The following is a 24,898-nucleotide window of genomic DNA, read 5'->3' as shown; positions in this document are numbered from 1 at the left end:
ATCCCGATAATCGGCTGCGATGATCACGCGACTGCGCATCGCTAAAGCATCGTCCCATCATGCCCCGGCAAGTTACCGCATGAATACGGCCATGGCCGTTAGCAGCGGCGTCATGCTGCCCACTGTAACCACGACTATCGCAAACGCCAGATCATTGCCCGTAGGAGAGACAGTAGCACATGATAAGGCCAGCCTAACGGCAAGTTGTGCCGGAATTCGGCAATCCCGAGATCGCCCGAGCGGAGACGTTGAATGAAACTGAGCAGGCGTGGCCCATTTGCCGCCCGCCTACGGAGCCGCTAGCCCCGGCTTCGCGCCGGGCAGGCTAGCGGCCCTTCGGACAGAACGCGCGGCAGCGTCCTGCAAGCTGAGCCTAGCGCGAACACCAGAGCGCAAACGTGCACTTTTGCACCGAGGCGGTCCGAATTCCAGTTGTTCCCGATTGGTAACGAGCACGCAAAAACTTATCTTCTGGCACGCGCGCATATGAACTCTGTCTCGCGACCACGAGCAAGCAGGAAGTTTCAATCCTTGTGGGGAATAAGGCGCTCGCCTGACCGGCGCGCTAACTCTGCCAGTCGAACGCAAGGAGGCGCTTGCGGTCGAGAAGCCTGACCTCGCGTTGCGTGTTGCCAACGAACTCGAGGACTCCCGCTCGACGCGATCGTGACAATGCGCGAGATACAGTTTCGAGGGTCAGGCCGAGGTAGTCAGCGATGTCCCGCCGTGGCATCGGGAGTGTTATGTTGGCAGCGCCAGTAACTCGGTTGTCCATTTCGAGGAGGTACGCCGCAACTCTTTCGACTGCATCTTTGCGGCCCGGAAGAAGCATGTGATCCTCAGCGTGCTGGAGGGCGTTGGTGGTCATGCGGAGCAAGTTATGCGTCACGGCCGCATCGCTGTCGGCAACCGTTTCGAGGCTTTGGCGCTTAATCGTCTCGACGATCGCTTTCGCCGTGAAGCGGTGTACGTCGCCGTTTTCCAGACCAAAGATGTCGCCGACAAGGTGAAACGCAATGTCCACTTTTGCACCGAGGAACCGACTCGAATTTTGCCGACTTTTCCTTACTCGATTTGCATTTGTTAAGGCGCGGCCTCAGCCCACCTCAGTAGCTTTCTCTTGCCGGGCAGCGATTCCATCGTGCGCGGGCGGGTGCGAGTTTGCAGCGAAGCTATGGGGAGCCTCATGTATATTAGCTCATCGCAGTCATCCGCCGACGCGATCGGCCCAGTCAGGGCAAGTCATCCAGAGGGCAAGGCCCTAATCGTCGATCTCGAAGATATTCTCCTCAACGTCGACTTTTCCCTTCAGTCGGCGTTTGTGCTTCTTACGCGAGATCCGGCAAGTATCGGACAGTTCGCGTTGCGTCTTCTGCGTGGGAGAGCCTCCGTCGACTCCTACATCGCCAATGCAGCATCCATAGACGCCTCCCTTCTGCCCTACAACGAAGTTGCTCTCGATCGCGTTCGACGAGCGGTTGCCAAGAACAGGACAGTCTATCTGGTCTCATCCTCGAACGAGCGTTACGTGCGCGCCGTGGCCAACCATCTCGGCCTGTTTGCCGGCGTGTTCGCCTCGAATAGTGACGAGCGAATGTCCGCGTCAGTCCTTCGGCAGCAAATCGATGATGCCTTGGGGCGCAATAGCTTCGAATGCTTCATACCAACCGAATCAGAGCAGGTACTCTGGCCCGTTTCGCCGGGGCAGATGCGCAATTGGCTGAAGTTGATGAGAGTGCATCAATGGACGAAAAATTTTCTGATATTCGTTCCGATGGTGACTGCTCAACGGATCGACCCGAATTCCCTCCTTTACGCGATACTGGCCTTCGTCTCGTTCTCGCTTATCGCCTCCGGCGCGTATATCATCAATGATCTTGTCGATATCGACGCTGATCGAGCGCATGTCCACAAGAAGCACAGACCTCTTGCCGCAGGCACGCTATCAGCGTCGCGCGCGCTGATTGTTGCTGCGCTGCTGACTATGACGGCTATCAGCCTCGCCATCTCGGTCTCAATGCATTTTGCGGCGGTAATCGCCTTGTATCTGCTGGTTACGACGGCCTATTCGCTCGTGCTCAAGCGCAAAATGCTTGTCGACGTGATCGTGCTGGCTGGACTCTACACAATTCGAGTAGTAGGCGGCGCTGTCGCAATCGTTGTTCCCCTATCGGAATGGCTGCTCGGATTCTCGATGTTTGTCTTTGTGGCGCTCGCGTTGGTGAAACGTTACGTGGAATTGACGGCTAGGATCGAGGCCGATTTGCCGGAGATGTCGAATAGGAACTACCGTAAGTCGGATTTGGGCGCTGTCGCTGCGCTGATGGCAGCGGCGTCGTTCAACGCGGTCACGGTGTTTGCTCTCTACATTTCGTCGGATACAGTCCACCATCTTTATCGGCATGCCCACTATCTCTGGTTAATTTGTCCGATTCTCATCTATTGGTTCGGCCGACTCCTTATGCTGGCGCACCGACGGGAGTTGGATGATGACCCGATATTGTTCGCCCTCAGGGACAAAAACAGTCTGCTCGCATTCGTGATGATTTGTGGAATTCTGATTAGCGCGATCTGAGGAGCTCACTGACTCGATTGGACGGTCGTTGGGCGGAGTTGGCTGCTTACAGGATTTGATTCGCGGTAAGTGATAGATCGCATGCCGCTTTACGTGACGTGTCGAGAATTCGGAAGCGACCTCATGGACAATTTTGTCGTTGCCAAACCTCCGCGTGCCCTTCCGCGAAAGGAGAGACGCGAACGACGTCTCGGCGATCTTGCAACAAAGGATGATTTCGTAGCCCGAGGAACTTGGTTCGCCGTGACATTGGGTATCTCCACGGTGCTGGGTGTCCAGATCGCTCTCGTTTTCATTGTCACCGGCGGGCATTTCGCATACAGCCTTGAGGCCCCCTACACGCACCTTGCCCTTGCCGACCAGATTGCACTTGGAAATTACGGACTCTTCGCCGGAGAACATTCGGCGCCCAGTTCGACGATCATTTTTCCCTTTCTGCTGTCTGCGTTGCGCTTTCTGGGCCTGGGCGCACTCCTTCCGCTTCTCGTCAACGTTGCATCGACGGTGGCTACAGGTGTTCTTGCCGTACGCCTCGCCAAGGAGTGCCAGATACCGCTGGCGCGCCTTTCGACCCAGTACTTGTTTGTATTGGCGGCCGTTATTGCCGTCGCACTCAACCTGCCAGGCTTGGCGCTGACCGGTCTTGAACATTCGCTGCATGTCGCAATGTCTGTCGCCTATCTGCTCGGTCTGGTGCGATTCGTGAGATATGGCCGCTGCGATTGGTGGTGGTTTGTCTGTATCATTGTTCAACCGATCATACGCTTTGAGGCGGCGGGGATGCTGGTCGCAGACACACTGATTTTCATCGCGTTCCGTCGCTATGGCTATGCGTTGGCAATCCTGGCAATTGGTGTGCTGTTGGTTGCGGGTTATTCCGCATTTTTGCATTTGCTCGGTCTGCCCCTGTTACCAAGTTCGATTTTGGCCCGTTCGGATTGGTCTAGTGCAGCGGTCGCCGATCACAGCGGTTTGGTGGCAGTCGGCGTTGCTCTGGCCAAGAACGTCTACTCCAATCTGAACAGTTTTGGAGCTGCGCAGATCCTTGCGGGAATTGCTCTTGGCGTAGTTTGGCTGGGAGGGGTAATGCGGGAACTTCAATGTCGCCCGATCACGAAATCGGACCAGGTCAAGCTGGCGACGCTTGCCTTCATTACCTTCGTTTCGCTAGCGCAAATAACGGGCGGCAAGCTAGGCTGGGTTCCACACCGTTACGAAATTTACGTGCTTGTTCTCAATGTGTGCGGCCTCGCCATTATCTTCGGCGAGGCGCTCTCTAAGTGGTGCACGAATGCGTCCTGGCGAGGCGTGGCGATCTTCTGCGCAGCTCTCACGATGATCTTTGCCGGATATGCCACGCAGTTTGCCTTCGCGATTCACTTGGCGCGCAGCGAATATCTTGGCGGCGCCCAACTCCACAGATTCGTCACGGATTTCTACCGCAAGCCTGTCGCCGTTAACCAACTTGGCTACGTCAACTACGGCAATTCCCAATATGTGCTGGATCTGTCCGGCCTGGGCTCCGAGTCCGCACGTATAGCGCGCATGACGGAGCACTCACTTGACTGGATGGATGTTCTCATGGAACGTCACGGAATTGGACTTGCGATCATGACACCTGGGATGGTTCCTCAGCATTGGATTAAGATCGCGACCTTGTCACGCAACGGGAGCAGTACCGAGAATTCCGACAGCGGCTTCGTTTTCTTTGCGCGTAAGGCAGACGATGTCGCTGAGATCGTCCAGGCTCTCGACAAGTTCGAGAGCACCTTGCCTAAGGGGGTGCAGCTAAAGCGCGACTATCCTCGGACGGGATAAAGGTCATCGTCGCGGGAGGTCGGATTAGGAATCGAAAGGAACGAGCATCTGGCGCTCTCCGTTATCCCGCATTGCGCCGCGAAGACCATCAAACGTCTCGCGCGCGGGCCCCAATTGAAAAATTCCGCTCAGGGTATGGCGAAGAACTCGATGTGAGTAGATCGGGTCCGATACACCTCGCTATCCGGGCCTCGACGAGGCGTGCGGACACTTCGCCTCTGGGCCGATTCCGATGAAAAAGGCGGCAGTAGTCCTGATGTATTGGCGCCAGCGCCGATGGGGCCCACCGGCCGTTATGCGGGTTTGAGTGATTGCGTCGGGATCAGCTTGGCCATCTTACGAAGGTTCCGGGCGGTGGCTGCGAGGGTGAACTCATCACGAGCACCTTTTGGACCTCGTCAACTTAGACGGTCGAGCTTGAGAATGCGCTTGAGGTGCGCGAACAGCATCTCGATCTTTTTGCGGAGCCGACGCGAGGTGCCTCCTTCCCACGACCTTGCGATCTGGCGGACCATGTCGCGAGCGCCCTCTTAGATTGAGCCCGGCACCCTCCGTGAGGGCTGCTTGGGCAACACCGGGACTTCAGTGCGCACCGATCGCAATCGCGCTTGCTGGCCATGTAAAGCATCGTGGCGCCATCGTTCACCAGCGCTCCGGTCGTGGTGAGTACCTTGCCGCCAGGACAGCGATACACGCCACCTGCGTGGTCATAGGTGAAGTCCTCGCGCGAGAATATCCCATCTGTGCGGACCGACTTGTCGAACACTGTGACGTGTGGCTCGATGCCGTGCTCGTATAGACCAACCATCCGAGATCTCGGCCGAGCCATAGCCGCAGTCGCCGAGACGAATGATCTGCACGTAAAATCCACGGCCGTTCCGACAAATGGGTCGATAAACCTGCGTTGAAACCGCAATGGCTTTTCTCCTTCGGAATGACGGCCTCTCGATCGACGAGCACGACGGGCTAGCCACTCGCCAATGCGGCGAGCGGAATACATGGGTCCAAGTCAATGGTCCGCTGCATCGCGAAACAACGCCTCGCTCGGACAAATCCAAACCATGGGCCCGCGACACCGATTCTAGCGACCAGCAGGGAGGCTAGCGCCTCCTTGCGCGCCCCTGGGCCATCGGTAACGACGCCGAGTGATTGTGGCGTCTGCAAAACGCAGCAATTGCTCTACAAGTGCAGCAATCGCTCTGGAGCGACGTAACACCGGGTTCGCTAGACCGTTGCGGTGTCAAACTCAAGATCCCGCCATGTCCCGAACGGCAGCGCCACGGCCGCGTCGATCGTCAACGCCCTGAAAGCGGTAGCCGGTGATCCACCGGAGGTACGTGCGAGCTTTGCCAAGGGCCAATGCGTCCATGGCGCTTATATCCCCTCGGATCAGGCAGAGGAGATTACTAAATCCCAGAGCTTCACAAGACCATCGCGCGTACTGGCCCGCTTCTCGGTCGGCGGCGGCAATCCCGGAGTGGTGAATACCGACGAGCGCGCGCTGCGCGGCTTCAGCTTCAGGCTCGGGAACGTTGATCATCGGTCCGACATTCTCACGCAGAGCGCTCCGGTGCACTATGCGAGGACGCTCGACCAGATGCTGGCGCTCCTCAACGCGAGCATTCCGGGAGCGGACGGCAGGCCGGATATGGAGAGAATCAGCGCATTTGCCGCCGCCAATCCCGAAACGCTGCACCAGGCCAATTACATCGCCACGCGTCCGGTGCCGGCGAGCTTTGCTGGAACAACCTATTGGGGCGTGCACGCCTTTCCCACGACGAATTCGATGGGGGAGACGCGGTTCATCAAGTTCAAGGTCACGCCGGTCGGCGGAGACTTCGCGCTGGCGGAGGACGAGGCCAGGACGAAGTCTGCGGATTTCCTGCACGAAGATCTCCAACATCGGATCGCCGCAGGCGATGCCCGCTTCAGCGTGATGGCGCTGCTCGATCGTCCCCGGGATCCCACTATGGACGTGACCATCCGTTGGCCGGACGAAGAACGACGAGAAGCAGTGCGGCTCGGAACGATCGTCATCACAGCTATCGAGCCAAACGATGCGTGCGACGCCTTCTTTTTCGATCCGGCAAATCTCGCCGAAGGCATCAGTCATCCGCCTGACGAGATCTTCGCGGGGCGCAGCGCCGCCTATGCCATCTCGTTTGCGAGGCGTCGTTGATCAGGTGAGTTCCCACTGATGGCCGCGGACTATGTCTCGCCTTCCGGCGTCCCAAGTGTTTCGCGGCGCCACACGGCTGGGCTGACACCGAGGGCTGCCGAGAACACCCGCGTAAAATGGCTTTGATTGGCGAACCCGACCGATAGTGCAATCTCGGCCAGCGGCAACTCGGGCACCGTCATCAACTGCTTGGCCGCCTTCACGCGCTGACGAAGCAGCCATTGGTGCGGCGGCAAACCAGTTGAGACCCGAAATGCACGTGAAAAATGGCTGACCGAGAGGCCGAACTCGGCCGCGATCTGCTGCAACGAAAGCTGCCCGCCGAGGTCGGATTCGAGTTTTTCGCAGGCGCGTTTCACTTGCCAAGCAGCGAGACCGCCGCGACTCGATACGGTGATGGGCTGCAGCCCGCCATAGGCCTGGGCGATGTGCGCGCTGAACGCGAGCATCATGTGGTCGATGAAAAGCTGGTTGACCTCGGCCGGCCGACTGAGCGCTTGCAACAGCGATGCTCCGATATGACGCATGACCTTGTCGTCATGGCCGAAGCCGAACTGACAGGCGAGGTCGCCAACACGCCGTGTACGGGATTCCTTGGCGACGGCGTCAAGCGCTGAACGCGGAAGATAAAACTGGAGGGAATGGAACGGCTTGTCGATGACAAAGCCCGGATCGCTCCTGAGGTCGTAGAGATACGTTGTACCGGCTCTGACATCCGCCTTAGTGACGCACTTGCCGTGATCCCAGAGTTCGCAGTCCGGGTAATTGTGAAGCTTAAGGCTGACGAGATAGGCCTCATCGGCCACCGAGCCCGAAAGGCCCGGCACGGGGTTATCGTCCTGGGTTTCCGTAACGGCGAGGTCGACGCCACGCATCGAACGCGTGATCAGCGAGGGCGGTGCATCCCTCAGGCGCAACTGCTGCCTAACCCTTTGTCCGAAGGTGCTCGCCTGTGCCATAGGCGCGGTCCCTTAGGTTTCGCTTCCCGTTGCACCATACGCTTGGCGGCGCCACGCGCCCGGGCTGACCCCGACCGCGGCCGAGAATACCCGCGTGAAGTGGCTTTGATTGGCAAACCCGACCGAAATTGCGATTTCGGCCAGGGGCAGATCGCGGACAGTCATCAACTGCTTGGCCGCTTTGACGCGCTGATTGAGCAGCCATTGATGCGGCGGCAGTCCGGTGGAGATTCGAAACGCGCGCGAGAAATGACTGACCGAGAGGTCAAACTCGGCCGCGATTTGTTGCAATGAAATCGTCCCGCCGAGGTCAGACTCGAGCCTTTCACAGGCTCGCTTCACCTGCCACGGCGCAAGACCGCCGCGAGCCAACTCGCCACTTCGCCTCAGCCCGCCATAGGTCTGGGCGACATGCGCGGTGAACGCAAGCATCATGTGATCGATGAAGAGCTGGTTGGCCTCGACCGGCCGACGCAGCCCCTCCAGCAACGACGCTCCGACATGACGGACGACCGCGTCGTCGTGTCCGACGCCGGGCTGATAGTCAAGTTCGCCGACGCGTGGCGCGCCGCTCTGTCTGGCGATATCGTCGAGTGCCGAGCGCGGCAAATAGAAAAAGACCGAATGGAACGGCTTATCTATGACGTAGCGTGGATCGCGCTTGAGATCATAAAGATACGTCGCACCGGCGCGGATGTCCGTCTTGACGATGCTCCGCCCGCGTTCCCAGCATTCGCAGTCCGGGTAGTCGCGAAATTTAAGACTGACAAGATAGGCATCCTCAGATGGAAACGAGCCCGAAAGATCGCGCACGGGATCGTCATTCCGGGTTTCGGTGACCGCGAGTTCGGCGCTGCGCAGGGAGCGCGTGATCAGCGAGGGCGCGTCCTTCAAGTACAAGGGTCGCCCGAGCCTTTCTCCGTAGACGCCCGCTTGTGTCATCTGAGGTCAGTCTTATCAGTGGAGTTGGATTGGGCGGGCTATCCTCGCGCCCGCAAGATCGCAGGACAGTATCGGAGGTGGATGGCTACCGTCCAGACTCGCTCGTGGAACGAGTGGCTGTGTTAGCCGCAGCCCGATCAATTCGCAACAGAACGATTTTCACAGTGATTCCAACGTAGTTTCGCTTTTTCGGCGAGGCTTCTCCAAATCACAGCTCGGTTCCATCGTGCGTTTGTGAATGCTAATGGCGCTTCCCCCCCGCATTGACCACGCCGTCAGCCGTGTACAGCGCTCGCCGAGGCTTTGAGCAGAATCCGGCAAAGCACCGCCGGTTTGGGAAAGAACCCGTAGTTCTCCGCGCCTAGAACACGCGCCGAAAGCTCGCGGCGCCCAGGCGCATCGATACAGGCTATACCAAGCGTCGGCTTCGCGCAGCCCGCAAGTCACGCCTGGCGACGCGAGTACTGGCCCCAACGCGAGTACCCCCTCATGAGCAAGCCGATCTCGCACGATCCTCTGCAGACTCCGCCGGCTACGCCCGTCGCGCGCCAAAACGACTTGCCGGTCTCCGACCGTCGCGCCGCCGACGCAGAGATGGCGCGTGTGCTCCACACCACGCCATTTCGCATGGCATTGGATGCCTCCGGCGCCGGGATAGCTCACTGGAAGCATGAACCATTGCACGACGTCGTCGAACCCATGAGCCACCATGTCGTCATGGCTTACAACGGCGTGACGCAGCACATGGAGCGGCGGTCGGGAAGATCGGTTGTGAGTGGAACGTTTCGTCCCGGGGTCGTGATCATCATTCCGGAAGGATCGAGCTCCCGATGGGATATCCCGAAGCCTGTTGATGTCGTGCAGCTTTATCTTCCTCACGCAACCCTGAAGCGCGTTGCCGACGAAGCCGCGACCGGCACGTCGACTGATCTCCTGGAGCGAACGGCACATCCCGACCCCATCACATCCCGATTGCTCCTTAGCGCGGCCGGCGTGCTGGAGAGCAATCGAGCACTGGATGCCCTGTTCAGGCATCAGCTGACAGACCTCCTGGCCACGCGCCTTCTGGCCGCCCACACCAGTTCGCCGACGACGCTGCAGCCGCCCGTGGGTGGGCTTTCGCCGAAGGTCCTGCACCGTGCGATCGAACGCTTGCGTTCGGACAGCGACGCGGATGTCTCCCTCGATGCCCTGGCTTCGGATGCCGGCCTGTCGCGTTTCCACTTCTGCCGCGCCTTCAAAGAGAGCACTGGGCTTTCGCCTCTTGCCTGGTTGCGGCAATACCGGCTCGAGCAGGCCATGAACCTGCTGCGCAACACCGACGCTTCGATCGTGTCGGTGGCGGTAGAGCTTGGCTATGCCTCCCAGACGGCTTTCGCCGCAGCGTTCAGGCGATTGACCGGGGAAACGCCGAGCGATTGGCGGCGACGCGTGCGCTAGCTCCTCCTGCAGTTGATGAAGTGCCTTCAGAAGCGAGGATAGCTCCATGAACAAGCCGATCCTGCACGATCCGCTGGAGGCTCTGCTCGTTGCCCCAGATGCGAGCCACAGCGACTCCCCGGTCGCCGAGCGACGCCGTGCCGACGTGGAGATGGCGCGCGTCCTCAAGACTGCACCGCTCCAGATGGCTTCCGACCCTTCCAACGGCGCCATCGCGCATTGGAAACATGGGGCTCTGCATGACGTGGTCGAGCCCATGACCGACCACGTGATCATGACTTACCCCACAGGCGTTCAGCGCCTGGAGCGGCGCACCGGGAAGTCGGTTGCGATTGGAACGGCGCGTTCCGGAGTTGTGACGATCATTCCGTCCGGTTCAAGCGCCAGATGGGATATTCCCGGCTTTGTCGATGTCATTCAATTCTATCTTCCACACGCGGCGCTCGAACGCATCGCCCGCGAGGCCAACGCGCCCGCTCCCGGCGATCTTCTCGAACGAACGGGGCATCCCGACCCCGTCGTATCCGGGTTGCTGATGAGTGCGGCGGAGGTGCTGGAGGGCAATGCAGCCCTGGATCTCCTGTTCAGGCAGCAACTGACCGATCTCCTGGCTACACGTATCCTGGCTGAGCACACCGGCGCGCCAACCACGTTCGAGCCGATCACGGGCGGGCTGTCTCCCCATGCTCTGCGACGCGCGGTCGAACGCCTGCGCTCGAACACCGATACTGACGTGTCGCTCGCTGCGCTCGCATCAGACGCCGGGCTCTCGCGCTTCCATTTCTGCCGCGCCTTCAAGGAAAGTACCGGGCTTTCGCCTCATGCCTGGCTGCGCCAGCAGCGGCTCGATCAAGCCATGAACATGCTGCGCGATACCGATGCGTCGATCGCGTCGGTGGCCGCACAGCTTGGTTATGCTTCCCAAACAGCGTTCGCCGCAGCGTTCAAGAAGTTGACCGGCGAAACGCCGAGCGATTGGCGACGGCGCATGCGGTAGCAGCAATCTCTATGCAGGCACCGCAATCGCGCTGGCGCAGCTGGAGCTCCGGTTCGGTAGATGATCAAGGTGCCCTACGCTCCCCATAGACGGAGACAAACGATGACCTCGAAGACCTTCGTCAGCCTCTTTGCAATCCCGCCGCGACGAAGACTCGTCGCAACGACAATCGTGTACGGACTTTCGTTGGCAGTTCGCTTCACCTCTGCAACCGGCGAGGAGGTGGAAATTCCACAGCAATCCCTGCAGAGGACGAACCCGGCGATGTCCATCGTAACCAACGATGACGTGCAGCTTCCCTATGCCAACTGGCGCGGTCCGAACGCCACCGAGCCGATTTTCTTTCGCCGCCGCTCCGCGGCATCGATGCCGAGCTGCCCCTCCCCCTAAGACCTGACGATTCCGTTTCACCTCTTCGCGTCGTCGTCGATCACAACGAGCCGCTACTTCGGGAGCGGCGGCAGCAACGCGCGTATGCCCGAAGACCAACAACAGGAGAATATCACATGCGACTTGTCATCATAGGCGCCGGCTTCGCCGGCATGTACGCTGCACTTTCCGCCGCCCGGCTGCGCGACATCCAGGGTGCTTCGCCCGACGAGCTCGAGATCGCGCTGGTTGCACCGGAGCCGACGCTGGTGGTTCGCCCGCGGCTCTACGAGCCGAAGCCGGAAACCCTGACGGCGCCTCTGCTGGATGTCCTCAAGTCCATCGACGTCGTCTACGTGCAAGGCAGTGCCGAAACGGTCGATACCAAGTCCCGAATGCTGCAGGTCGCTACTGCCAAGGGCCCGCGAAAGACGCTCTCCTATGACCGGCTGGTCGTGGCCACCGGCAGCCGGCTTTTCCGCCCGAATATTCCGGGCCTCGCCGAACACGGCTTCAGCGTTGACCAGCTCGACGAAGCGATTGCCCTCGACCGGCATCTGCACAGCCTGGCGGATCGGCCGGCAAGAAACGGACGCGACACCGTCGTCGTCGCCGGCGGCGGTTTCACCGGCATCGAAGCGGCGACGGAGATGCCCGCGCGGCTTCGTGCGATCCTCGGCAAGGATGCCAATCCGCGCGTGATCATCGTCGAACGTAACGGTGCGATCGCTCCCGATATGGGCGCTGGCCCTCGTCCCGTCATCGAGGATGCCCTGCGTAAACTCAGCGTAGAGACCCGGGTCGGCGCTGGCGTCACCTCGCTCGATGAAACCGGTGTCACGCTCTCAAATGGCGAACGCATCGAAGCGGAAACCGTAGTCTGGGCGGGAGGCATTCGCGCCGCGCCATTGACCCAACAGATCCCGGCCGAGCGCGACAATTTCGGACGTCTGCTGGTTGATCAGGATCTGCGTGTGACGTCGGTGTCTGGCGTCTTTGCCACCGGCGATGCCGCAAAGGCAGCGTGCGACGATGTCGGCAACTTTGCGCTGATGTCCTGCCAGCACGCTACCAGGATGGGCGCCTTCGCGGGCAACAATGCCGCTGCAGAGCTGTTGGGCGTCCCGACCAAGCCGTATCACCAGAAAGCCTACGTCACGTGCCTCGACCTCGGCGAAGCCGGCGCGCTCTTCACGCGGGGCTGGGAACGGAAAGTCGAGATCGTCGGCGAGGTTGCAAAGAAGACGAAGCACGAGATCAACACCGTGTGGATCTACCCGCCGCGGGCCGAGCGTGCCGCCGCGCTGGCGTCGGCCGATCCGGAGCACGTCACCGAAGTCTGAGGGCCTCACGCGATACGGCCGCGCTTCCCACGCAGAAGCGCGGCTCCCTCGCCATCGATCAAATTGGAGCTCATCACGATGAAACACGAGACCGTGCGCGCGAGCGCGTTCGCCATGCCGCTGACGAACCCGGCTTTTCCACCCGGCCCCTACCGCTTCATAAATCGCGAATACTTCATCATCCAGTACCGGACGGATCCCGAGGCGCTGCGCCGGATCGTACCGGCGCCGCTCGAGCTGGCCGAACCGGTCGTAAACTACGAGTTCATCCGCATGCCGGATTCGACCGGCTTTGGCGACTACACCGAAAGCGGCCAGGTCATCCCGGTTTCCTATCAAGGGCAGACCGGCAGCTTCACCCATCAGATGTTCCTCAATGATCATCCGCCCATCGCCGGCGGGCGTGAGCTGTGGGGCTTTCCCAAGAAGCTTGCGCAACCGAAGCTGGCGGTCGAGATCGATACCCTGGTTGGCACCTTGAACTACGGCTCGGTGCGCATCGCGACCGGCACCATGGGTTACAAGCACCGGGCCCTCGACATCGAAACCGAGGCCAGAAAACTCGCCGCGCCCAATTTCCTGCTCAAGATCATCCCACATGTCGACGGCTCGGCTCGCATCTGCGAGCTGGTCCGCTACCACCTCGAAGACATCACTGTGAAAGGCGCGTGGACCGGGCCAGCGGCGCTGGACCTGTATTCGCACGCCCTCGCCCCCGTCGCCGAACTGCCCGTCCTCCAAGTGCTGTCGGCCAAGCACCTCGTGGCCGACTTGACGCTCGGGCTTGGCACTGTCGTCCACGACTACCTGTCGCCCGCACAACGACGCGAATCCAGGTCCGAGATCCTTATCGAAGCGAACGCTGGCTGACCGGATCAGCCGCGATATCGGGAGATTGAAAATGCTGAAGGTGATGCGCGAGCAAATCAGCTGCGTGCCGCAAGCGTCCACGCCGCTGCCATATGACGTCGTCGCCCTGGTGCTGCAGGGTGGCGGAGCTCTGGGAGCCTATCAGGCCGGAGTGTATGAGGGCCTGCACGAAGCCGGTATCCGGCCGAACTGGTTGGCCGGCATTTCGATCGGCGCGCTCAATGCGGCGATCATTGCCGGATCGCCGGAAGATCAGCGAGTCGAGCGGCTACGCGAGTTCTGGGAGACCATCTGTGCATGGCCGGTGGGATGGCCCGCCGGCGAAGGGCTGGCCGATGCCCTCCCATTCGCGTTCGATATGCGCTCGTTGCACAATGCGATGGCAGCGATGAGGGCCTTATTCCAGGGGCAGCCCGGCTTCTTCAAGCCACGCTTCCCGTCGCCGTTCTGGTCGCCCTTTTCGGGTGATGCAGCGACCAGCTTCTACGACACCGCACCGTTGCAGCGGACGCTGGAGAAGCTCGTCGATTTCGATCGGCTGAACGCGGGCGAGGTGCGCGTCAGCGTCGGCGCGGTCAACGTCCGCACCGGCAACCTGACCTACTTTGACACGACCGAACGTAAGCTGGGGCCGAAGCATTTCATGGCTTCCGGCGCGTTGCCACCCGGCTTCCCTGCCGTCGAGATCGAAGGCGAACACTATTGGGATGGTGGCGTCGTCTGGAACACGCCGCTCTCACGCGTGCTGTCCAGCGAGCCGCGCGACACGCTGACATTCCAGGTCGATCTCTGGTCGGCCAGGGGGCGCGTTCCCAACGACATGATGGAGGTATCGAGCCGGCAGAAGGACATCCAATATTCGAGCCGTACGCGCGCCATCACGGACCAGGCGCTACGCATGCAGAAGATGCGTCAAGCGCTGCAGCGGACGATCCAGGCTTTGCCGGAACGCGCAAGGCAGGATCCGGAAATCCGCGCCATCGCGGACATGGCCCGCCATCGCTCCTACAACATCGTCCACCTCATCTATCAGTCCAAGATCTACGAGGGCCAGTCAAAGGACTACGAGTTCGGGCTGAACGCGATGCGCGCGCATTGGCAAAGCGGTCTGGACGATATCCGCCGCACGCTGGCCGACCCACGCCGCCTGGACCCGCCAGCTCCCGAGGTCGGCATCATCACACATGACGTCCACCGCCCCGATTGAAATCTAGCGTCCCACCCGACTTCGGAGAGAATCATGTCGACCCTTTCGTATGCTTCCGAGCAGGAAACGAAAACCAGCATTCGCCCGTCGCGTCAGGCGATCAGTCGCGCCGCGCTGGCATTCGCCGCCGCCCTCGGCGTCGCCGGGGCTGCCGCTTTCAGCCACTACTACATCACCACCGGCCGCTATCTGGAAACGACCGACGACGCCTACGTCAAGGCCGACTCCACCATCATTGCGCCGAAGGTTTCCGGTTACATCGCCGAAGTGCTGGTCGCCGACAATGAACCGGTGAAGGCTGGCCAGGTGCTGGCGCGCATCGACGATCGTGATTTCAAGACCGCGCTGAACCAGGCCAAGGCCGACATTGCGGCTTCGGAAGCCGCGGTCAAGAACCTCGACGCGCAGATCGAACTGCAGCAGCCCTTCATTCAGCAGCAGACGGCCGAGGTCGACGCGACCGAAGCCAATCTGAAATTCGCGCAGCAGGAGCGCGCCCGCTACGACGACCTCATGAAGTCGGGCTCGGGAACGATCCAACGCGCCCAACAGACTGACGCAGCGCTGCGCTCGCAGACTGCACAACTTCAGCAGGGCAAGGCGGGTTTGCTCGCAGCCAACAAGAAGGTCGAGGTGCTCTCGACCCAGCGCGCGCAAGCAGTCGCGCAACTCGACCGCGCACGTGCGGTCGAACACCAGGCTGCCCTGAATCTCTCCTATACGCAGATCACTGCGCCCGTCGACGGGACAGTCGGCGCGCGCACGCTGCGGGTCGGCCAATATGTTCAGGCCGGCACGCAGCTCATGGCGGTGGTGCCGCTGGATGCGGTCTACGTCGTCGCCAACTTTAAGGAAACTCAACTCACGCATGTGCGCAACGGACAGCCGGTCGAGCTACGGGTCGACAGCTTCCATTCGACCAGACTGAAGGGCCATGTCGACAGCCTGTCGCCGGCGAGCGGGCTCGAATTCGCCCTGCTGCCGCCGGACAACGCCACCGGCAATTTCACCAAGATCGTGCAGCGCGTGCCCGTGAAGATCGTGCTCGACGACCAGCACCTGAGCGGCCTCTTGCGTCCCGGAATGTCGGCGGAGCCGACGGTCAACACAAAATCGGCCGTCATCGCCGAGCGAGACGCCGAGAAACGGCTTGCCGCTCGTGGCGCCGAGCCCCGCACCTGAACAACGCACCTTCTCCTGCACGCGAGGAGACCGCCATGACGACACTGCAAACCGCCGTTAATGCCGTTCCTACCGGCCAAGGCCAATTATCGGCCGCGGCTCCCGCCGTCTCCGCAAGGACCTGGCTCGCGGTGATCGGTGCCACCCTGGGCGCCTTCATGGCGGTGCTCAACATCCAGATCGTCAATGCCTCACTTGCCGACATCCAGGGCGGCATCGGCGCAGGCATCGATGACGGCGGCTGGATCTCGACGTCTTATCTGATCGCAGAGATCGTGGTGATCCCGTTGAGCGGCTGGCTTGCTCAGGTGTTCTCGGTCCGCATCTATCTTCTCACCAACGCCTTCCTGTTTCTGGTGTTCTCGGCGGCCTGCGCGCTCGCGCAGGACCTGCCTCAGATGATCGTGCTGCGCACCTTACAAGGGTTTACCGGGGGTGTGCTGATCCCCATGGCGTTCACGCTCATCATCACGCTCCTGCCGAAGCCGAAGCAGCCGATCGGGCTGGCGATGTTCGCGATCTCCGCGACGTTCGCGCCAGCGATCGGTCCGACCATCGGCGGCTATCTCACCGAGAATTTCGGCTGGGAGTACGTCTTCCTGGGAGTACGTCTTCTACGTCAACATTGCGCCCGGCGCGGTCATGATCGCCATGCTGTTCTTCTCGCTGGAAGCTGCGCCCATGAAGCTGTCGCAGCTTGCGGAAGGCGACTGGACTGGCATCATCACGATGGCGGTCGGGCTCGCCGCACTTCAGACCGTTCTGGAGGAGGGCAACAAGGACGACTGGTTCGGCTCGCCCTTCATCGTTCGGCTGGCCATCGTCGCCGCGGTTGCGTTGACGCTGTTTCTGGCCATCGAACTCACGGCAAATAAGCCGCTGCTCAACCTGCGAATTCTGTTCCGTCGTAATTTCGGCTTCGGCGTGCTCGCGAACTTTTTGCTCGGCGTATCGCTGTATGGCTCCGTCTACATCCTGCCGGTCTACCTGTCCCGCATCCAGGGCTACAACTCCGAGCAGATCGGCATGGTGCTCGCTTGGACCGGCCTGCCGCAGCTCCTGCTGATCCCGCTGGTGCCTCGCCTGATGAAGCGGTTCGATCCGCGCCTCGTCATCGGTATCGGCTTCGTGCTCTTCGGCGGATCCAACTTCTTGAACATCTACATGACCAACGACTACGCGGCTGATCAGCTTTTCTGGCCGAACGTCATCCGCGCGTTTGGTCAAGCCCTCGTCTTTGCTCCGCTCTCGGCGGTCGCCACCGGCGGAATCGAGGCCGAGAATGCCGGGTCCGCGTCCGCCTTGTTCAACATGATGCGCAACCTTGGAGGCGCGATCGGCATCGCTGCGCTTCAGACGCTGCTGACCAAGCGTGAGCAGTACCATTCCAACGTACTTTCGCAGTCGGTATCGATGTTCGAGCAGGCGACCCGCACCCGGCTCGATCAGCTCACGCAGTATTTCATGAGCCATGGCGTGATCGACCGTGCCGACGCCGCTCACCGCGCCTATGTCGCAATCGGCAAGGTCATCCAGAAGCAGGCGTTCATCCTCGGCTTCAGCGACACCTTCTATCTGCTCGGCGTCTCACAAATCGTCGCCCTGACTGCGGCGCTGATGCTCACCAAGCCCGACCGCCTCGACGCCGGCGGCGCCCACTGACCGTCTTTCTGTTGTGTCTCGAACATCGAAGGGAATCCCCATGTTGAAGGGAAAAGTAGCTATCGTCACCGGATCGACCAGTGGCATCGGACTGGGCATCGCGAAGGAATTGGCAAGGCTCGGCGTCGAGTTGGTGTTGAACGGCTTCGGCGACGCTGGCGAGATCGAGAAGATCCGCATCGGCATCGAACGCGAGCACGGCGCGCGCGTGGTCTACGACGGCGCCGATATGTCAAAGGGAGACGCGGTGCGCGGATTGATTGCCGCAACTGTCGAGAAATTCGGACGCCTCGACATCCTGGTGAACAATGCCGGCATCCAGTTCACCGCTCCGGTGGAGGAATTTCCAGCTGCGAAGTGGGATGCAATCCTGGCGATCAATCTGTCCGCAGCGTTCCACGGCATTGCCGCGGCGGTGCCCCAGATGAAAAAACAGGGTTGGGGACGGATCGTCAACATCGCTTCGACGCACGGTCTTGTCGCCTCGACTCACAAGGCCGCCTACGTTGCGGCCAAGCACGGGCTGGTTGGCCTGACCAAGGTGGTCGGCCTGGAAACCGCCGGCAGCGGTGTCACTTGCAACGCCGTCTGTCCCGGTTGGGTGCGAACGCCCCTGGTCGAAAAGCAGATCAGGGACATCGCCGCAGAAAGAGGCATCGATCAGAAGGAAGCGGCCAAGGAGCTTTTGGCCGAGAAGCAACCCTCTCTGGATTTCGTCTCTCCCTCGCAGCTTGGCGGCACCGTGGCTTTCCTCTGCTCGCCTGCGGCGGACCAGATCACGGGCACGGCAATCGCCGTCGATGGCGGCTGGACCGCACAGTAGCCAAGCGACACCGCACCGGCGCGCGCCGCTCCAACCGAAGACATTGAGGCCATCATGAATGCGGAGCAGAAAGTCGCTATCATCACCGGCGCGTCGCAGGGTATCGGCGAGGCCTTGGTCAAGGCATATCGCGATCGCAATTTTCGTGTCGTCGCGAATTCACGCTCGATCGGACAACCGTCTGATCCGGATATCCTTGCAGTTGCCGCGACATCGCCGATCCGACCACCGCGGAACGCATCGTGTCGCAGGCGATCCATCGCTTCGGCCGCGTCGACATTCTCGTCAACAACGCCGGCATCTTCGTCGCAAAGTCATTCACCGAATATACGGACGAAGACTATGCTCACCTGCTGAGGATCAATCTCGACGGTTTCTTCCATGTCACCCGGCGCGCAGCCAAGAACATGCTGAAGCGGGGATCCGGACGTATCGTGCAGATCACGACCAGCCTCGACGAACACGCGGTCAGCAGCGCGCCGTCGGCTCTGGCCGCCTCACGAAGGGCGGCTTGCACGCGGCAACGAAGTCGCTCGCAATCGAATATGCGAGCAAGGGCATTCGCGTCAACGCCGTGACGCCTGGCGCGCGGTCAAGACGCCGATGCATGCACCCGAAACGTACGACTTCCGACCTGCTGAATGTTCTAGTTCAACTTCCCTGCAGTTTCTATTGCGCTCGGCCGGCATATCGGGGCGATGAAACGAGTGGTGCGGGAAGATGGGACGGTGAGCCCTAGCGCATGCTCTACGACAAGCTGCCTACCGTAGATGATGACAAGGAGAGCGGTCGGTGAGTTCTCATCCAGGCAACTGACCATCTGCGCGGCAACTATCGTAGGCCGCCACGCTGATACTGGGTGATAATTATAACGCGGATGATGCAGTCCGAAATTGTTTCACCGCTACGCCGTACCTTCTGAAGCCGCTCCCACGTTTCCTCATTGATCGGTATCCGCCACTTACCGTTTGGTAAGCGTCGCCCGGTCTCGTCGGACGGAAACTCAGCCGCAATGAGGTCGCGACACTCGTCGGTGACGTCAATTTCCCGCATCGCTCTCGCGTATCGCCCGACCTACAACAATCGGCCAGTTAAATCGCAGCAATCTTTTCCGCGCCCTCAATCAACAATAGTGGTTCCAGTTACAGAAGAGGCCCTGCGTCTCGCCTCGAAATGACGCGATGAGCAACGCGTCAACATGTGACTCGCAGCACGATGGACCCATTGATGTATCGCAAGGCTTTATCCGAAACGCCGGCCCAAATTACCTTCGGAAGGCAGCCATACGTTCGGACAATCAGGAGTGAAACATGTACCGGCATATTCTCATTCCGACAGATGGGTCGGTGCTGGCGGAGCATGGGGTGGCGCACGGGTTGGCGTTGGCGAAGTTCGTTGGAGCCAAAGTATCCGTAATCAACGTTGTGGAACCGCTTTTTGCAGTGACAGGCGACTTTGCGAGCGTGTTGGATAACGCGGCAAATGCGGCCAAGAAGGCTGGCGTTCCCTGCGAGACAATTCAGGTGGAGAGTGGGCAACCGCATCAAGCCATCATCGCAACAGCCCAGGACAAAGACTGCGATCTCATTGTTATGTCATCGCATGGGCTCAGCGGACTTCCCATGCTCCTAATGGGCAGTGTGACAAACAAGGTGCTGACCTACACGAAAATACCCGTGCTGGTTTGTCACTGAATGTTGCAGACCGCCTGGGTCATTTCGGGACCGACCACGCCAGCGGCAAGTCCGGTGCGCTCGCTATGCCGCCGAAAGCGGAAGTGAGCTATATCATCCAGCTACGCAACAGCGAGAGGCTCCAACCACGTGTAGGATAGTTTTCCTGCGCATTTTTCAATTCGCAGAAGCTATAGCGCAAGCGCCGCTCCGAACCCTTCTGATTCCACTTCCAGAACCCGATCCCGCGCCCTTGCTTAATTTCCCGGCAAGCGGAAATGGCCGATCTTTAATTTGAGCGCCGGTCGGGCTTGCGGCAGGTATCGCGTATGACCCACCGTACAATGCCTGCTGCCGAGTATCGTTCGATTGCATCCGCATACAGGGCTCAAGCGAGGCAGGCCGGAATTTCTCGAAGGCGAGCCTCCCTTCTGACGAATATAAGCCGGACTTTCAGCGGCCTGGCGAGCCAGCTTGAAATGCTCGAAGCCGACGTGGCGGTGGAACAAAGGACGCTGCGATCCGGAGCGTAAATTGGAATGAGCGCGACGGCATCTTGATCACCTTGCCGCTCCTGCTGAAACCGGCAATTCTCGCCCCGGCTCTCATCCGGGTGATGCACTTCTTACCGTCGACGAGATGTGGATGCTGACGGGTGGCGGGCCGGCTGCAGCGACCCGCTGTCGGACCTTACATCTGTCGTCTCACACTTTCGAGAAATCGTTGCTTCTCGCCAGGCGCGTAACCTTGGGAAGCTCCGTAATACGGTTCATAGTAGTTATTGTACGGTGCTGCCCGGTAGTGGATCGGCGGGCGAGGCGGCGCGTAGATCATGCCCTGATTGGGACGAACATTAGCGTGCCGCCGGTGGGGATGCGCCGTAGCCGCATTCGCGGAACCACACAGGGTGACCAAAAGGCCTAACGCCAAGATGGAACGCATCGCTTGTCCTCCAATCGGCCATGCCGTCCAACAAAATAGCAGCTTCACGATTGGTCACACCTCTTCAGCCAAAGGTGCGTCGAGCAATAACTTAAGCACTGGCTACAGGGCGCGGCAGTTGATCCAAGTCAAAAGCGCGCCGGGCTAATGGCCTGCAGCCGGACAGAGTGGCGCGACCTGCCGTGTCGACGCGGCACACTATGATCGGTTCCGCGGCATAGACCGCTGGATGCGGGCCAGTGCCGCCGATTTGCACTTCCCTGCAGCATCTGCGGCAAGCTCGTTCAGGAACTTCAACAGCGCTAAAATCATAAACTTGTCGGCGCCCTTTGCTTCCCCGGGTCCGTCTCAGAACGTTCTTGTCATGTTTCACCAACCTCAGCGTGGGGCAATGGCCGCGCTTTCCGGCAGTCTAGGGAAAGCCGGCTTTTACGGAGGTCTGGCCAGCCGGGTCGCGGTAGCTGCTGGTCGTCGGGAGGAGCGCCATGGAGCGCATCTGGCTCAAGCACTACCCGCCGCGGATTCTCGACGGAGATCGACCCGTCGCGATCCGCATCGCTCGTTGCGATGCTCGAAGAACGCTTCGCCAAATATCGCGAGCACACTGCATTTATCTGCATGGACAAAGGGCTGACCTACGGCGAGACCGACGAGATGTCACGCGCTTTCGGGGCTTGGCTGCAGAGCAGAGGGGCTCTACCCGCTATCTCGGAATCAGGAAACCGAAACGACGCGCAGATTGTTGGTTGTCCCGCCCTCACCTAACGGTATTCCGGCCACGACCACCAAAGTATCGTCGGTGCTGGCGAACCCTTCCCGTTTCGCAAGCTCGGTCGCGCGGCTCACCATGTCTTCGTAGCTTTGCACGTGCTCGGAAAGCGCGCTGTGTGCACCCCACAAGAGGCAGAGACGACGGGACACTTCTACACTCGTCGTGGTGGCCAGGATCCGCACCCTGGGTCGCTTCCGAGCGACACGTGCGGCCGTTGTCCCGCTTGAGGTATAGGCGACGATGGCCGCCGCACGGATCGCCGACGCCAAGTCGGCCGCCGCCGCAGCAACCGCATGCGGCAGAGTCTGTTCCTCATCGGGCTGGGTTGCTTCGATGATCGAGCGATACATCTTGTGCTGTTCCGTGCTGCGGATGATGCGGTCCATCATTTCGACGGCTTCGCGCGGGTACTGGCCGGTGGCCGACTCCGCCGACAACATTACGGCATCCGCGCCGTCGTAGATTGCGGTTGCGACATCTGAAGCCTCGGCGCGTGTAGGCGTCGGGGCTGCCACCATGGAATCGAGCATTTGAGTCGCAACGATCACCGGCTTGACGGCCAGCCTGCAAGCACGCACCAGCTCCTTCTGACGACCAGGTACCTCCTCATGTGGAATCTCGACCCCAAGATCGCCGCGCGCGACCATGATCGCGTCCGACATCTGGATGATGTCATCGATCCGCTCGAGTGCAGCCGGTTTTTCGATCTTCGCCATGAGCCCTGCGCGTCCGCCGATCAGCGTTCGTGCTTCGATCATGTCCGACGGTTTCTGAACAAACGAAAGAGCCACCCAGTCCACGCCAAGACGCAAGCCGAATTCCAGATCGGCACGATCCTTGGCGGTGAGCGGCGACAGATTCAGAACCGTTCCGGGCAAATTGACGCCTTTGTGGTTCGAGATCGCTCCACCAACAATCACTTCGGCCTCGATGTCGTCATTGCTCAGGCTAGTCGCGCGAACGCGTACTCTGCCGTCGTCGATCAATAGATCGTCGCCAGGCGCAAGCGCTGCGAAGATTTCCGGGTGCGGCAACGGTATGGCTCGGCTATCCCCTTCCGATCCGGAGCGAACAAACCGGATGGAGTCGCCGGACCGGACCATGAGCTTCTGATCACGCAACGTGCCAATGCGGATTTTCGGGCCCTGAAGATCCATCAGAATGCCGATCGGTCGCTGCAGCTTCTGCTCGAGCGCGCGGATCGCGGCATGGACACTTGCATGATCTTCCTGGGTTCCGTGGCTGAAGTTGAGACGGAATGTGTCCACGCCTGCAACAAAGAGCTCCTTGAGCATCTCCGGCGAAGCGCTGGCGGGACCAACGGTTGCCACGATTTTTGCCCGTCGAAGACGCATAAGCGATTAATCCTTTATGCACACGACCCATTCCGGCACGATGACTGTTGCTCACATAAGCAAACTCACCCTTCATAGAAGCGAGATCGTCGCAACCGCGCCGCCAATGGAGGACTTTGAACCAGCTTCGTACGAAGGCGCGCGAATTTTCCTTCGCCCCTGACCCGATCAGGCTTTCTGATCGTCAGCAACGCCTTGCGCGCAGTTTCTGCAGACACTTCTAGCATTTTTATGCCGGGCTCGTACACTGCGGGTTGTGTAGATTGTTCGCTAGAGCGGTGCGGGATTCTGATCTGGAACGTCTCGCCATCCTATCTGTTACGTGTGGTTGGATCCACTAAGTGGGATCACCTGAAACAGGGAATAGGATTGCGAGGCAAAGGAAGCGACTTCCTTAACGGGCTTGCTGCGCAGGCGGCTAAACGCTCACCTCTTGAGGGGATTGCTGGCCAATGAAGGACATACTCGTTTTCCTTTCTCCTTCGGCGGGCAGAGATGATCTCTCTGGCGGCACGCGTTATGCGATCGGCCTGGCTCGCATGTACGGGGCGCGTCTGTCTGCATTGATCACGGAGATCGAGGCCGACCTCGCCGATTTGCCGCCTGAGCCGGACATCCGACAAGCCGGGAGCGCTCCCAGGAAGCAAACATCACGAACTGAACGGGCCGCACGAACGGCGGAGCTCGTTCAGTCCGCCCTGGCAGAGGCAAACGTACTGTGTGACATTCTACCAGCCGAAAGCCCGTCCATATCACTTCGCGAACGCGTCATCCATTGTACCCAGGTGCGTGATATTCTGATTATCGATGTGCGCGGACCACTCGATTCGCCCCGCAAAGACCTCGTCGAGGCAGCCCTGTTTGGCAGTGGTCGACCAATTGTCCTGGTGCCACCAGGCACCCTTGCACTCCCAGAAAGCCGGATTGTCATTGCGTGGGACGGGACACGCTCCGCGGTTCGTGCAGTTCACGATGCCTTGCCACTTCTCGTTGGAGCGCGCGAGGTGCTCGTCGTATCGGTCATTGATGACAAGCCGTTTTCGACGCCGCATTCTGGAGACGCACTCTGCCGCTATCTGGCGCGCTGGCAGGTTAATGCCAAGTTCAGTACCATCCACCGTGAGGCTCTGAACGTCGGCGCAACCCTTCTGGCCTATGCGCGGCAAGCAGACGCAGATCTGCTTGTGATGGGCGCATTCGCGCACGGATTCGAGCGCACCCTAATGCTCGGTAGCGCAACTCGAGATGTCTTCGAGGCCAGGATCGCAATTCCCGTACTCTTGTCGCACTAGCACCCCTTGGGTTGTCCGACGAATGCCCCTGCGCTGAAGAAGCCCGATATCGGCGTTGCGATGGGGCTCAAGGGCATCGAAGTCACCAAAGAGGCGGCGGACAACCTCGCCTCGATCACCGCGGCCGTAAAGAAGGCCGCACCGTCTACAACAACATTGAAACGGCGACCGCTTGGTCTGTCTTCATCCGGCTGTCCGGGCGGGCTCGGAGCGACTTGCGAGATCGACGCCACGCTGCCAAGCAGACTGACGTTCTCAAAGACATCCGCGCGCTTTCATCGCGCTACGTGGTTGCATCGATACGCGCGCGCTCGGCCACCACTTCAGCATGGAGACGCTCGACATCCTCCCGTCGGCACAATTGGGTGCCATGGGTCAGGACGGCCGCGGCTCCGGCGGCCATGCCGAGCATGAAGGCGTCCTCGACACTTTGTCGGCGCGCAAGCGCGAAAGTCATGGCCGCCACGAAGCTGTCGCCAGCCCCGACGGCGCTCACGG

General features: G+C 60.4%; 17 protein-coding genes and 4 pseudogenes. 15 read left to right on the top strand and 6 right to left on the bottom strand.

The window, feature by feature from the left end:
* Nucleotides 1-565: 565 nt before the first annotated feature.
* A pseudogene (locus tag SO140_RS42290) lies at nucleotides 566-1,015 on the bottom strand (helix-turn-helix domain-containing protein); the annotation flags it as partial.
* A gap of 171 nt (nucleotides 1,016-1,186) precedes the next feature.
* On the opposite strand from SO140_RS42290, the gene SO140_RS42285 reads away from it, so the two are divergent.
* Nucleotides 1,187-2,575, top strand: a complete 1,389-nt coding sequence (locus SO140_RS42285) for a UbiA family prenyltransferase (RefSeq protein ID WP_449381920.1) — start codon at nucleotides 1,187-1,189, stop codon at nucleotides 2,573-2,575.
* A 123-nt stretch (nucleotides 2,576-2,698) separates the two neighbouring features.
* On the top strand, nucleotides 2,699-4,393 hold the full coding sequence (locus tag SO140_RS42280; protein ID WP_449381919.1) for a DUF8728 domain-containing protein: 1,695 nt from the start codon (nucleotides 2,699-2,701) through the stop codon (nucleotides 4,391-4,393).
* Between the two features lie 293 nt (nucleotides 4,394-4,686).
* Here the strand turns inward: SO140_RS42280 and SO140_RS42275 are convergent.
* Nucleotides 4,687-5,232, bottom strand: a pseudogene (locus SO140_RS42275) (transposase); the annotation flags it as partial.
* 398 nt (nucleotides 5,233-5,630) lie between these two features.
* Between SO140_RS42275 and SO140_RS42270 the strand changes: the two are divergent.
* On the top strand, nucleotides 5,631-6,572 hold the full coding sequence (locus SO140_RS42270) for a catalase family peroxidase (RefSeq protein ID WP_449381918.1): 942 nt from the start codon (nucleotides 5,631-5,633) through the stop codon (nucleotides 6,570-6,572).
* 29 nt (nucleotides 6,573-6,601) lie between these two features.
* Here the strand turns inward: SO140_RS42270 and SO140_RS42265 are convergent, their stop codons facing one another.
* Both SO140_RS42265 and SO140_RS42260 read right to left on the bottom strand, forming a co-directional pair.
* Nucleotides 6,602-7,531, bottom strand: a complete 930-nt coding sequence (locus SO140_RS42265) for a helix-turn-helix domain-containing protein (RefSeq protein WP_449381917.1) — start codon at nucleotides 7,529-7,531, stop codon at nucleotides 6,602-6,604.
* Between the two features lie 12 nt (nucleotides 7,532-7,543).
* Complete coding sequence (locus tag SO140_RS42260; protein WP_449381916.1) at nucleotides 7,544-8,473, bottom strand: helix-turn-helix domain-containing protein; 930 nt, start codon at nucleotides 8,471-8,473, stop codon at nucleotides 7,544-7,546.
* Nucleotides 8,474-8,962: 489 nt separating this feature from the next.
* Here SO140_RS42260 and SO140_RS42255 point away from each other — a divergent pair, with 489 nt between their 5' ends.
* From SO140_RS42255 to SO140_RS42205, 11 genes and pseudogenes are all read left to right on the top strand, one after another.
* Nucleotides 8,963-9,913, top strand: a complete 951-nt coding sequence (locus tag SO140_RS42255) for a helix-turn-helix transcriptional regulator (protein ID WP_449381915.1) — start codon at nucleotides 8,963-8,965, stop codon at nucleotides 9,911-9,913.
* Between the two features lie 46 nt (nucleotides 9,914-9,959).
* Complete coding sequence (locus tag SO140_RS42250) at nucleotides 9,960-10,910, top strand: helix-turn-helix transcriptional regulator (protein WP_449381914.1); 951 nt, start codon at nucleotides 9,960-9,962, stop codon at nucleotides 10,908-10,910.
* Between the two features lie 102 nt (nucleotides 10,911-11,012).
* Entirely contained in the window at nucleotides 11,013-11,300 is a 288-nt protein-coding gene (locus tag SO140_RS42245; RefSeq protein WP_449381913.1) for a hypothetical protein, read from the top strand.
* Between the two features lie 116 nt (nucleotides 11,301-11,416).
* Nucleotides 11,417-12,622: an NAD(P)/FAD-dependent oxidoreductase gene (locus tag SO140_RS42240; protein ID WP_449381912.1), complete on the top strand. Its 1,206-nt coding sequence runs from the start codon at nucleotides 11,417-11,419 to the stop codon at nucleotides 12,620-12,622.
* Nucleotides 12,623-12,700: 78 nt separating this feature from the next.
* Nucleotides 12,701-13,492: an acetoacetate decarboxylase gene (locus SO140_RS42235; protein WP_449381911.1), complete on the top strand. Its 792-nt coding sequence runs from the start codon at nucleotides 12,701-12,703 to the stop codon at nucleotides 13,490-13,492.
* 31 nt (nucleotides 13,493-13,523) lie between these two features.
* Nucleotides 13,524-14,699: a DUF3734 domain-containing protein gene (locus SO140_RS42230; RefSeq protein ID WP_449381910.1), complete on the top strand. Its 1,176-nt coding sequence runs from the start codon at nucleotides 13,524-13,526 to the stop codon at nucleotides 14,697-14,699.
* Between the two features lie 33 nt (nucleotides 14,700-14,732).
* The gene (locus SO140_RS42225; protein WP_449381909.1) at nucleotides 14,733-15,881 is read left to right on the top strand and encodes an HlyD family secretion protein; all 1,149 of its coding nucleotides are present in this window, start codon (nucleotides 14,733-14,735) and stop codon (nucleotides 15,879-15,881) included.
* Between the two features lie 35 nt (nucleotides 15,882-15,916).
* A pseudogene (locus SO140_RS42220) lies at nucleotides 15,917-17,543 on the top strand (DHA2 family efflux MFS transporter permease subunit).
* A gap of 40 nt (nucleotides 17,544-17,583) precedes the next feature.
* Nucleotides 17,584-18,366, top strand: a complete 783-nt coding sequence (locus SO140_RS42215; RefSeq protein WP_449381907.1) for a 3-hydroxybutyrate dehydrogenase — start codon at nucleotides 17,584-17,586, stop codon at nucleotides 18,364-18,366.
* Between the two features lie 54 nt (nucleotides 18,367-18,420).
* Nucleotides 18,421-18,990, top strand: a pseudogene (locus tag SO140_RS42210) (SDR family NAD(P)-dependent oxidoreductase); the annotation flags it as partial.
* 686 nt (nucleotides 18,991-19,676) lie between these two features.
* Complete coding sequence (locus tag SO140_RS42205; RefSeq protein ID WP_449381906.1) at nucleotides 19,677-20,060, top strand: universal stress protein; 384 nt, start codon at nucleotides 19,677-19,679, stop codon at nucleotides 20,058-20,060.
* 1,635 nt (nucleotides 20,061-21,695) lie between these two features.
* On the opposite strand, the gene pyk is transcribed toward SO140_RS42205, so the two are convergent.
* Nucleotides 21,696-23,108, bottom strand: a complete 1,413-nt coding sequence (pyk, locus tag SO140_RS42200; protein ID WP_449381905.1) for a pyruvate kinase — start codon at nucleotides 23,106-23,108, stop codon at nucleotides 21,696-21,698.
* 452 nt (nucleotides 23,109-23,560) lie between these two features.
* Here pyk and SO140_RS42195 point away from each other — a divergent pair, with 452 nt between their 5' ends.
* Nucleotides 23,561-24,400, top strand: a complete 840-nt coding sequence (locus SO140_RS42195) for a universal stress protein (RefSeq protein WP_449381904.1) — start codon at nucleotides 23,561-23,563, stop codon at nucleotides 24,398-24,400.
* Nucleotides 24,401-24,683: 283 nt separating this feature from the next.
* On the opposite strand, the gene SO140_RS42190 is transcribed toward SO140_RS42195, so the two are convergent.
* A partial coding sequence (locus SO140_RS42190; RefSeq protein WP_498543995.1) for a PfkB family carbohydrate kinase occupies nucleotides 24,684-24,898 on the bottom strand: 215 nt, incomplete at its 5' end.

Source organism: Bradyrhizobium sp. UFLA05-108 (assembly GCF_059803455.1).
Note: the sequence above shows the minus strand (reverse complement) of the source record. Positions and strands in the feature narration are given on the sequence as shown.

Excerpts from the sequence above, each read along its gene's own strand:
- SO140_RS42230 (WP_449381910.1), top strand. The coding sequence starts at position 13,524 with ATGCTGAAGGTGATGCGCGAGCAAATCAGCTGCGTGCCGCAAGCGTCC.
- SO140_RS42285 (WP_449381920.1), top strand. The coding sequence starts at position 1,187 with ATGTATATTAGCTCATCGCAGTCATCCGCCGACGCGATCGGCCCAGTC.
- SO140_RS42260 (WP_449381916.1), bottom strand. The coding sequence starts at position 8,473 with ATGACACAAGCGGGCGTCTACGGAGAAAGGCTCGGGCGACCCTTGTAC.
- SO140_RS42205 (WP_449381906.1), top strand. The coding sequence starts at position 19,677 with ATGTACCGGCATATTCTCATTCCGACAGATGGGTCGGTGCTGGCGGAG.
- SO140_RS42245 (WP_449381913.1), top strand. The coding sequence starts at position 11,013 with ATGACCTCGAAGACCTTCGTCAGCCTCTTTGCAATCCCGCCGCGACGA.
- SO140_RS42240 (WP_449381912.1), top strand. The coding sequence starts at position 11,417 with ATGCGACTTGTCATCATAGGCGCCGGCTTCGCCGGCATGTACGCTGCA.
- SO140_RS42235 (WP_449381911.1), top strand. The coding sequence starts at position 12,701 with ATGAAACACGAGACCGTGCGCGCGAGCGCGTTCGCCATGCCGCTGACG.
- SO140_RS42250 (WP_449381914.1), top strand. The coding sequence starts at position 9,960 with ATGAACAAGCCGATCCTGCACGATCCGCTGGAGGCTCTGCTCGTTGCC.
- SO140_RS42215 (WP_449381907.1), top strand. The coding sequence starts at position 17,584 with ATGTTGAAGGGAAAAGTAGCTATCGTCACCGGATCGACCAGTGGCATC.
- SO140_RS42265 (WP_449381917.1), bottom strand. The coding sequence starts at position 7,531 with ATGGCACAGGCGAGCACCTTCGGACAAAGGGTTAGGCAGCAGTTGCGC.
- SO140_RS42225 (WP_449381909.1), top strand. The coding sequence starts at position 14,733 with ATGTCGACCCTTTCGTATGCTTCCGAGCAGGAAACGAAAACCAGCATT.
- SO140_RS42255 (WP_449381915.1), top strand. The coding sequence starts at position 8,963 with ATGAGCAAGCCGATCTCGCACGATCCTCTGCAGACTCCGCCGGCTACG.
- pyk (WP_449381905.1), bottom strand. The coding sequence starts at position 23,108 with ATGCGTCTTCGACGGGCAAAAATCGTGGCAACCGTTGGTCCCGCCAGC.
- SO140_RS42280 (WP_449381919.1), top strand. The coding sequence starts at position 2,699 with ATGGACAATTTTGTCGTTGCCAAACCTCCGCGTGCCCTTCCGCGAAAG.
- SO140_RS42195 (WP_449381904.1), top strand. The coding sequence starts at position 23,561 with ATGAAGGACATACTCGTTTTCCTTTCTCCTTCGGCGGGCAGAGATGAT.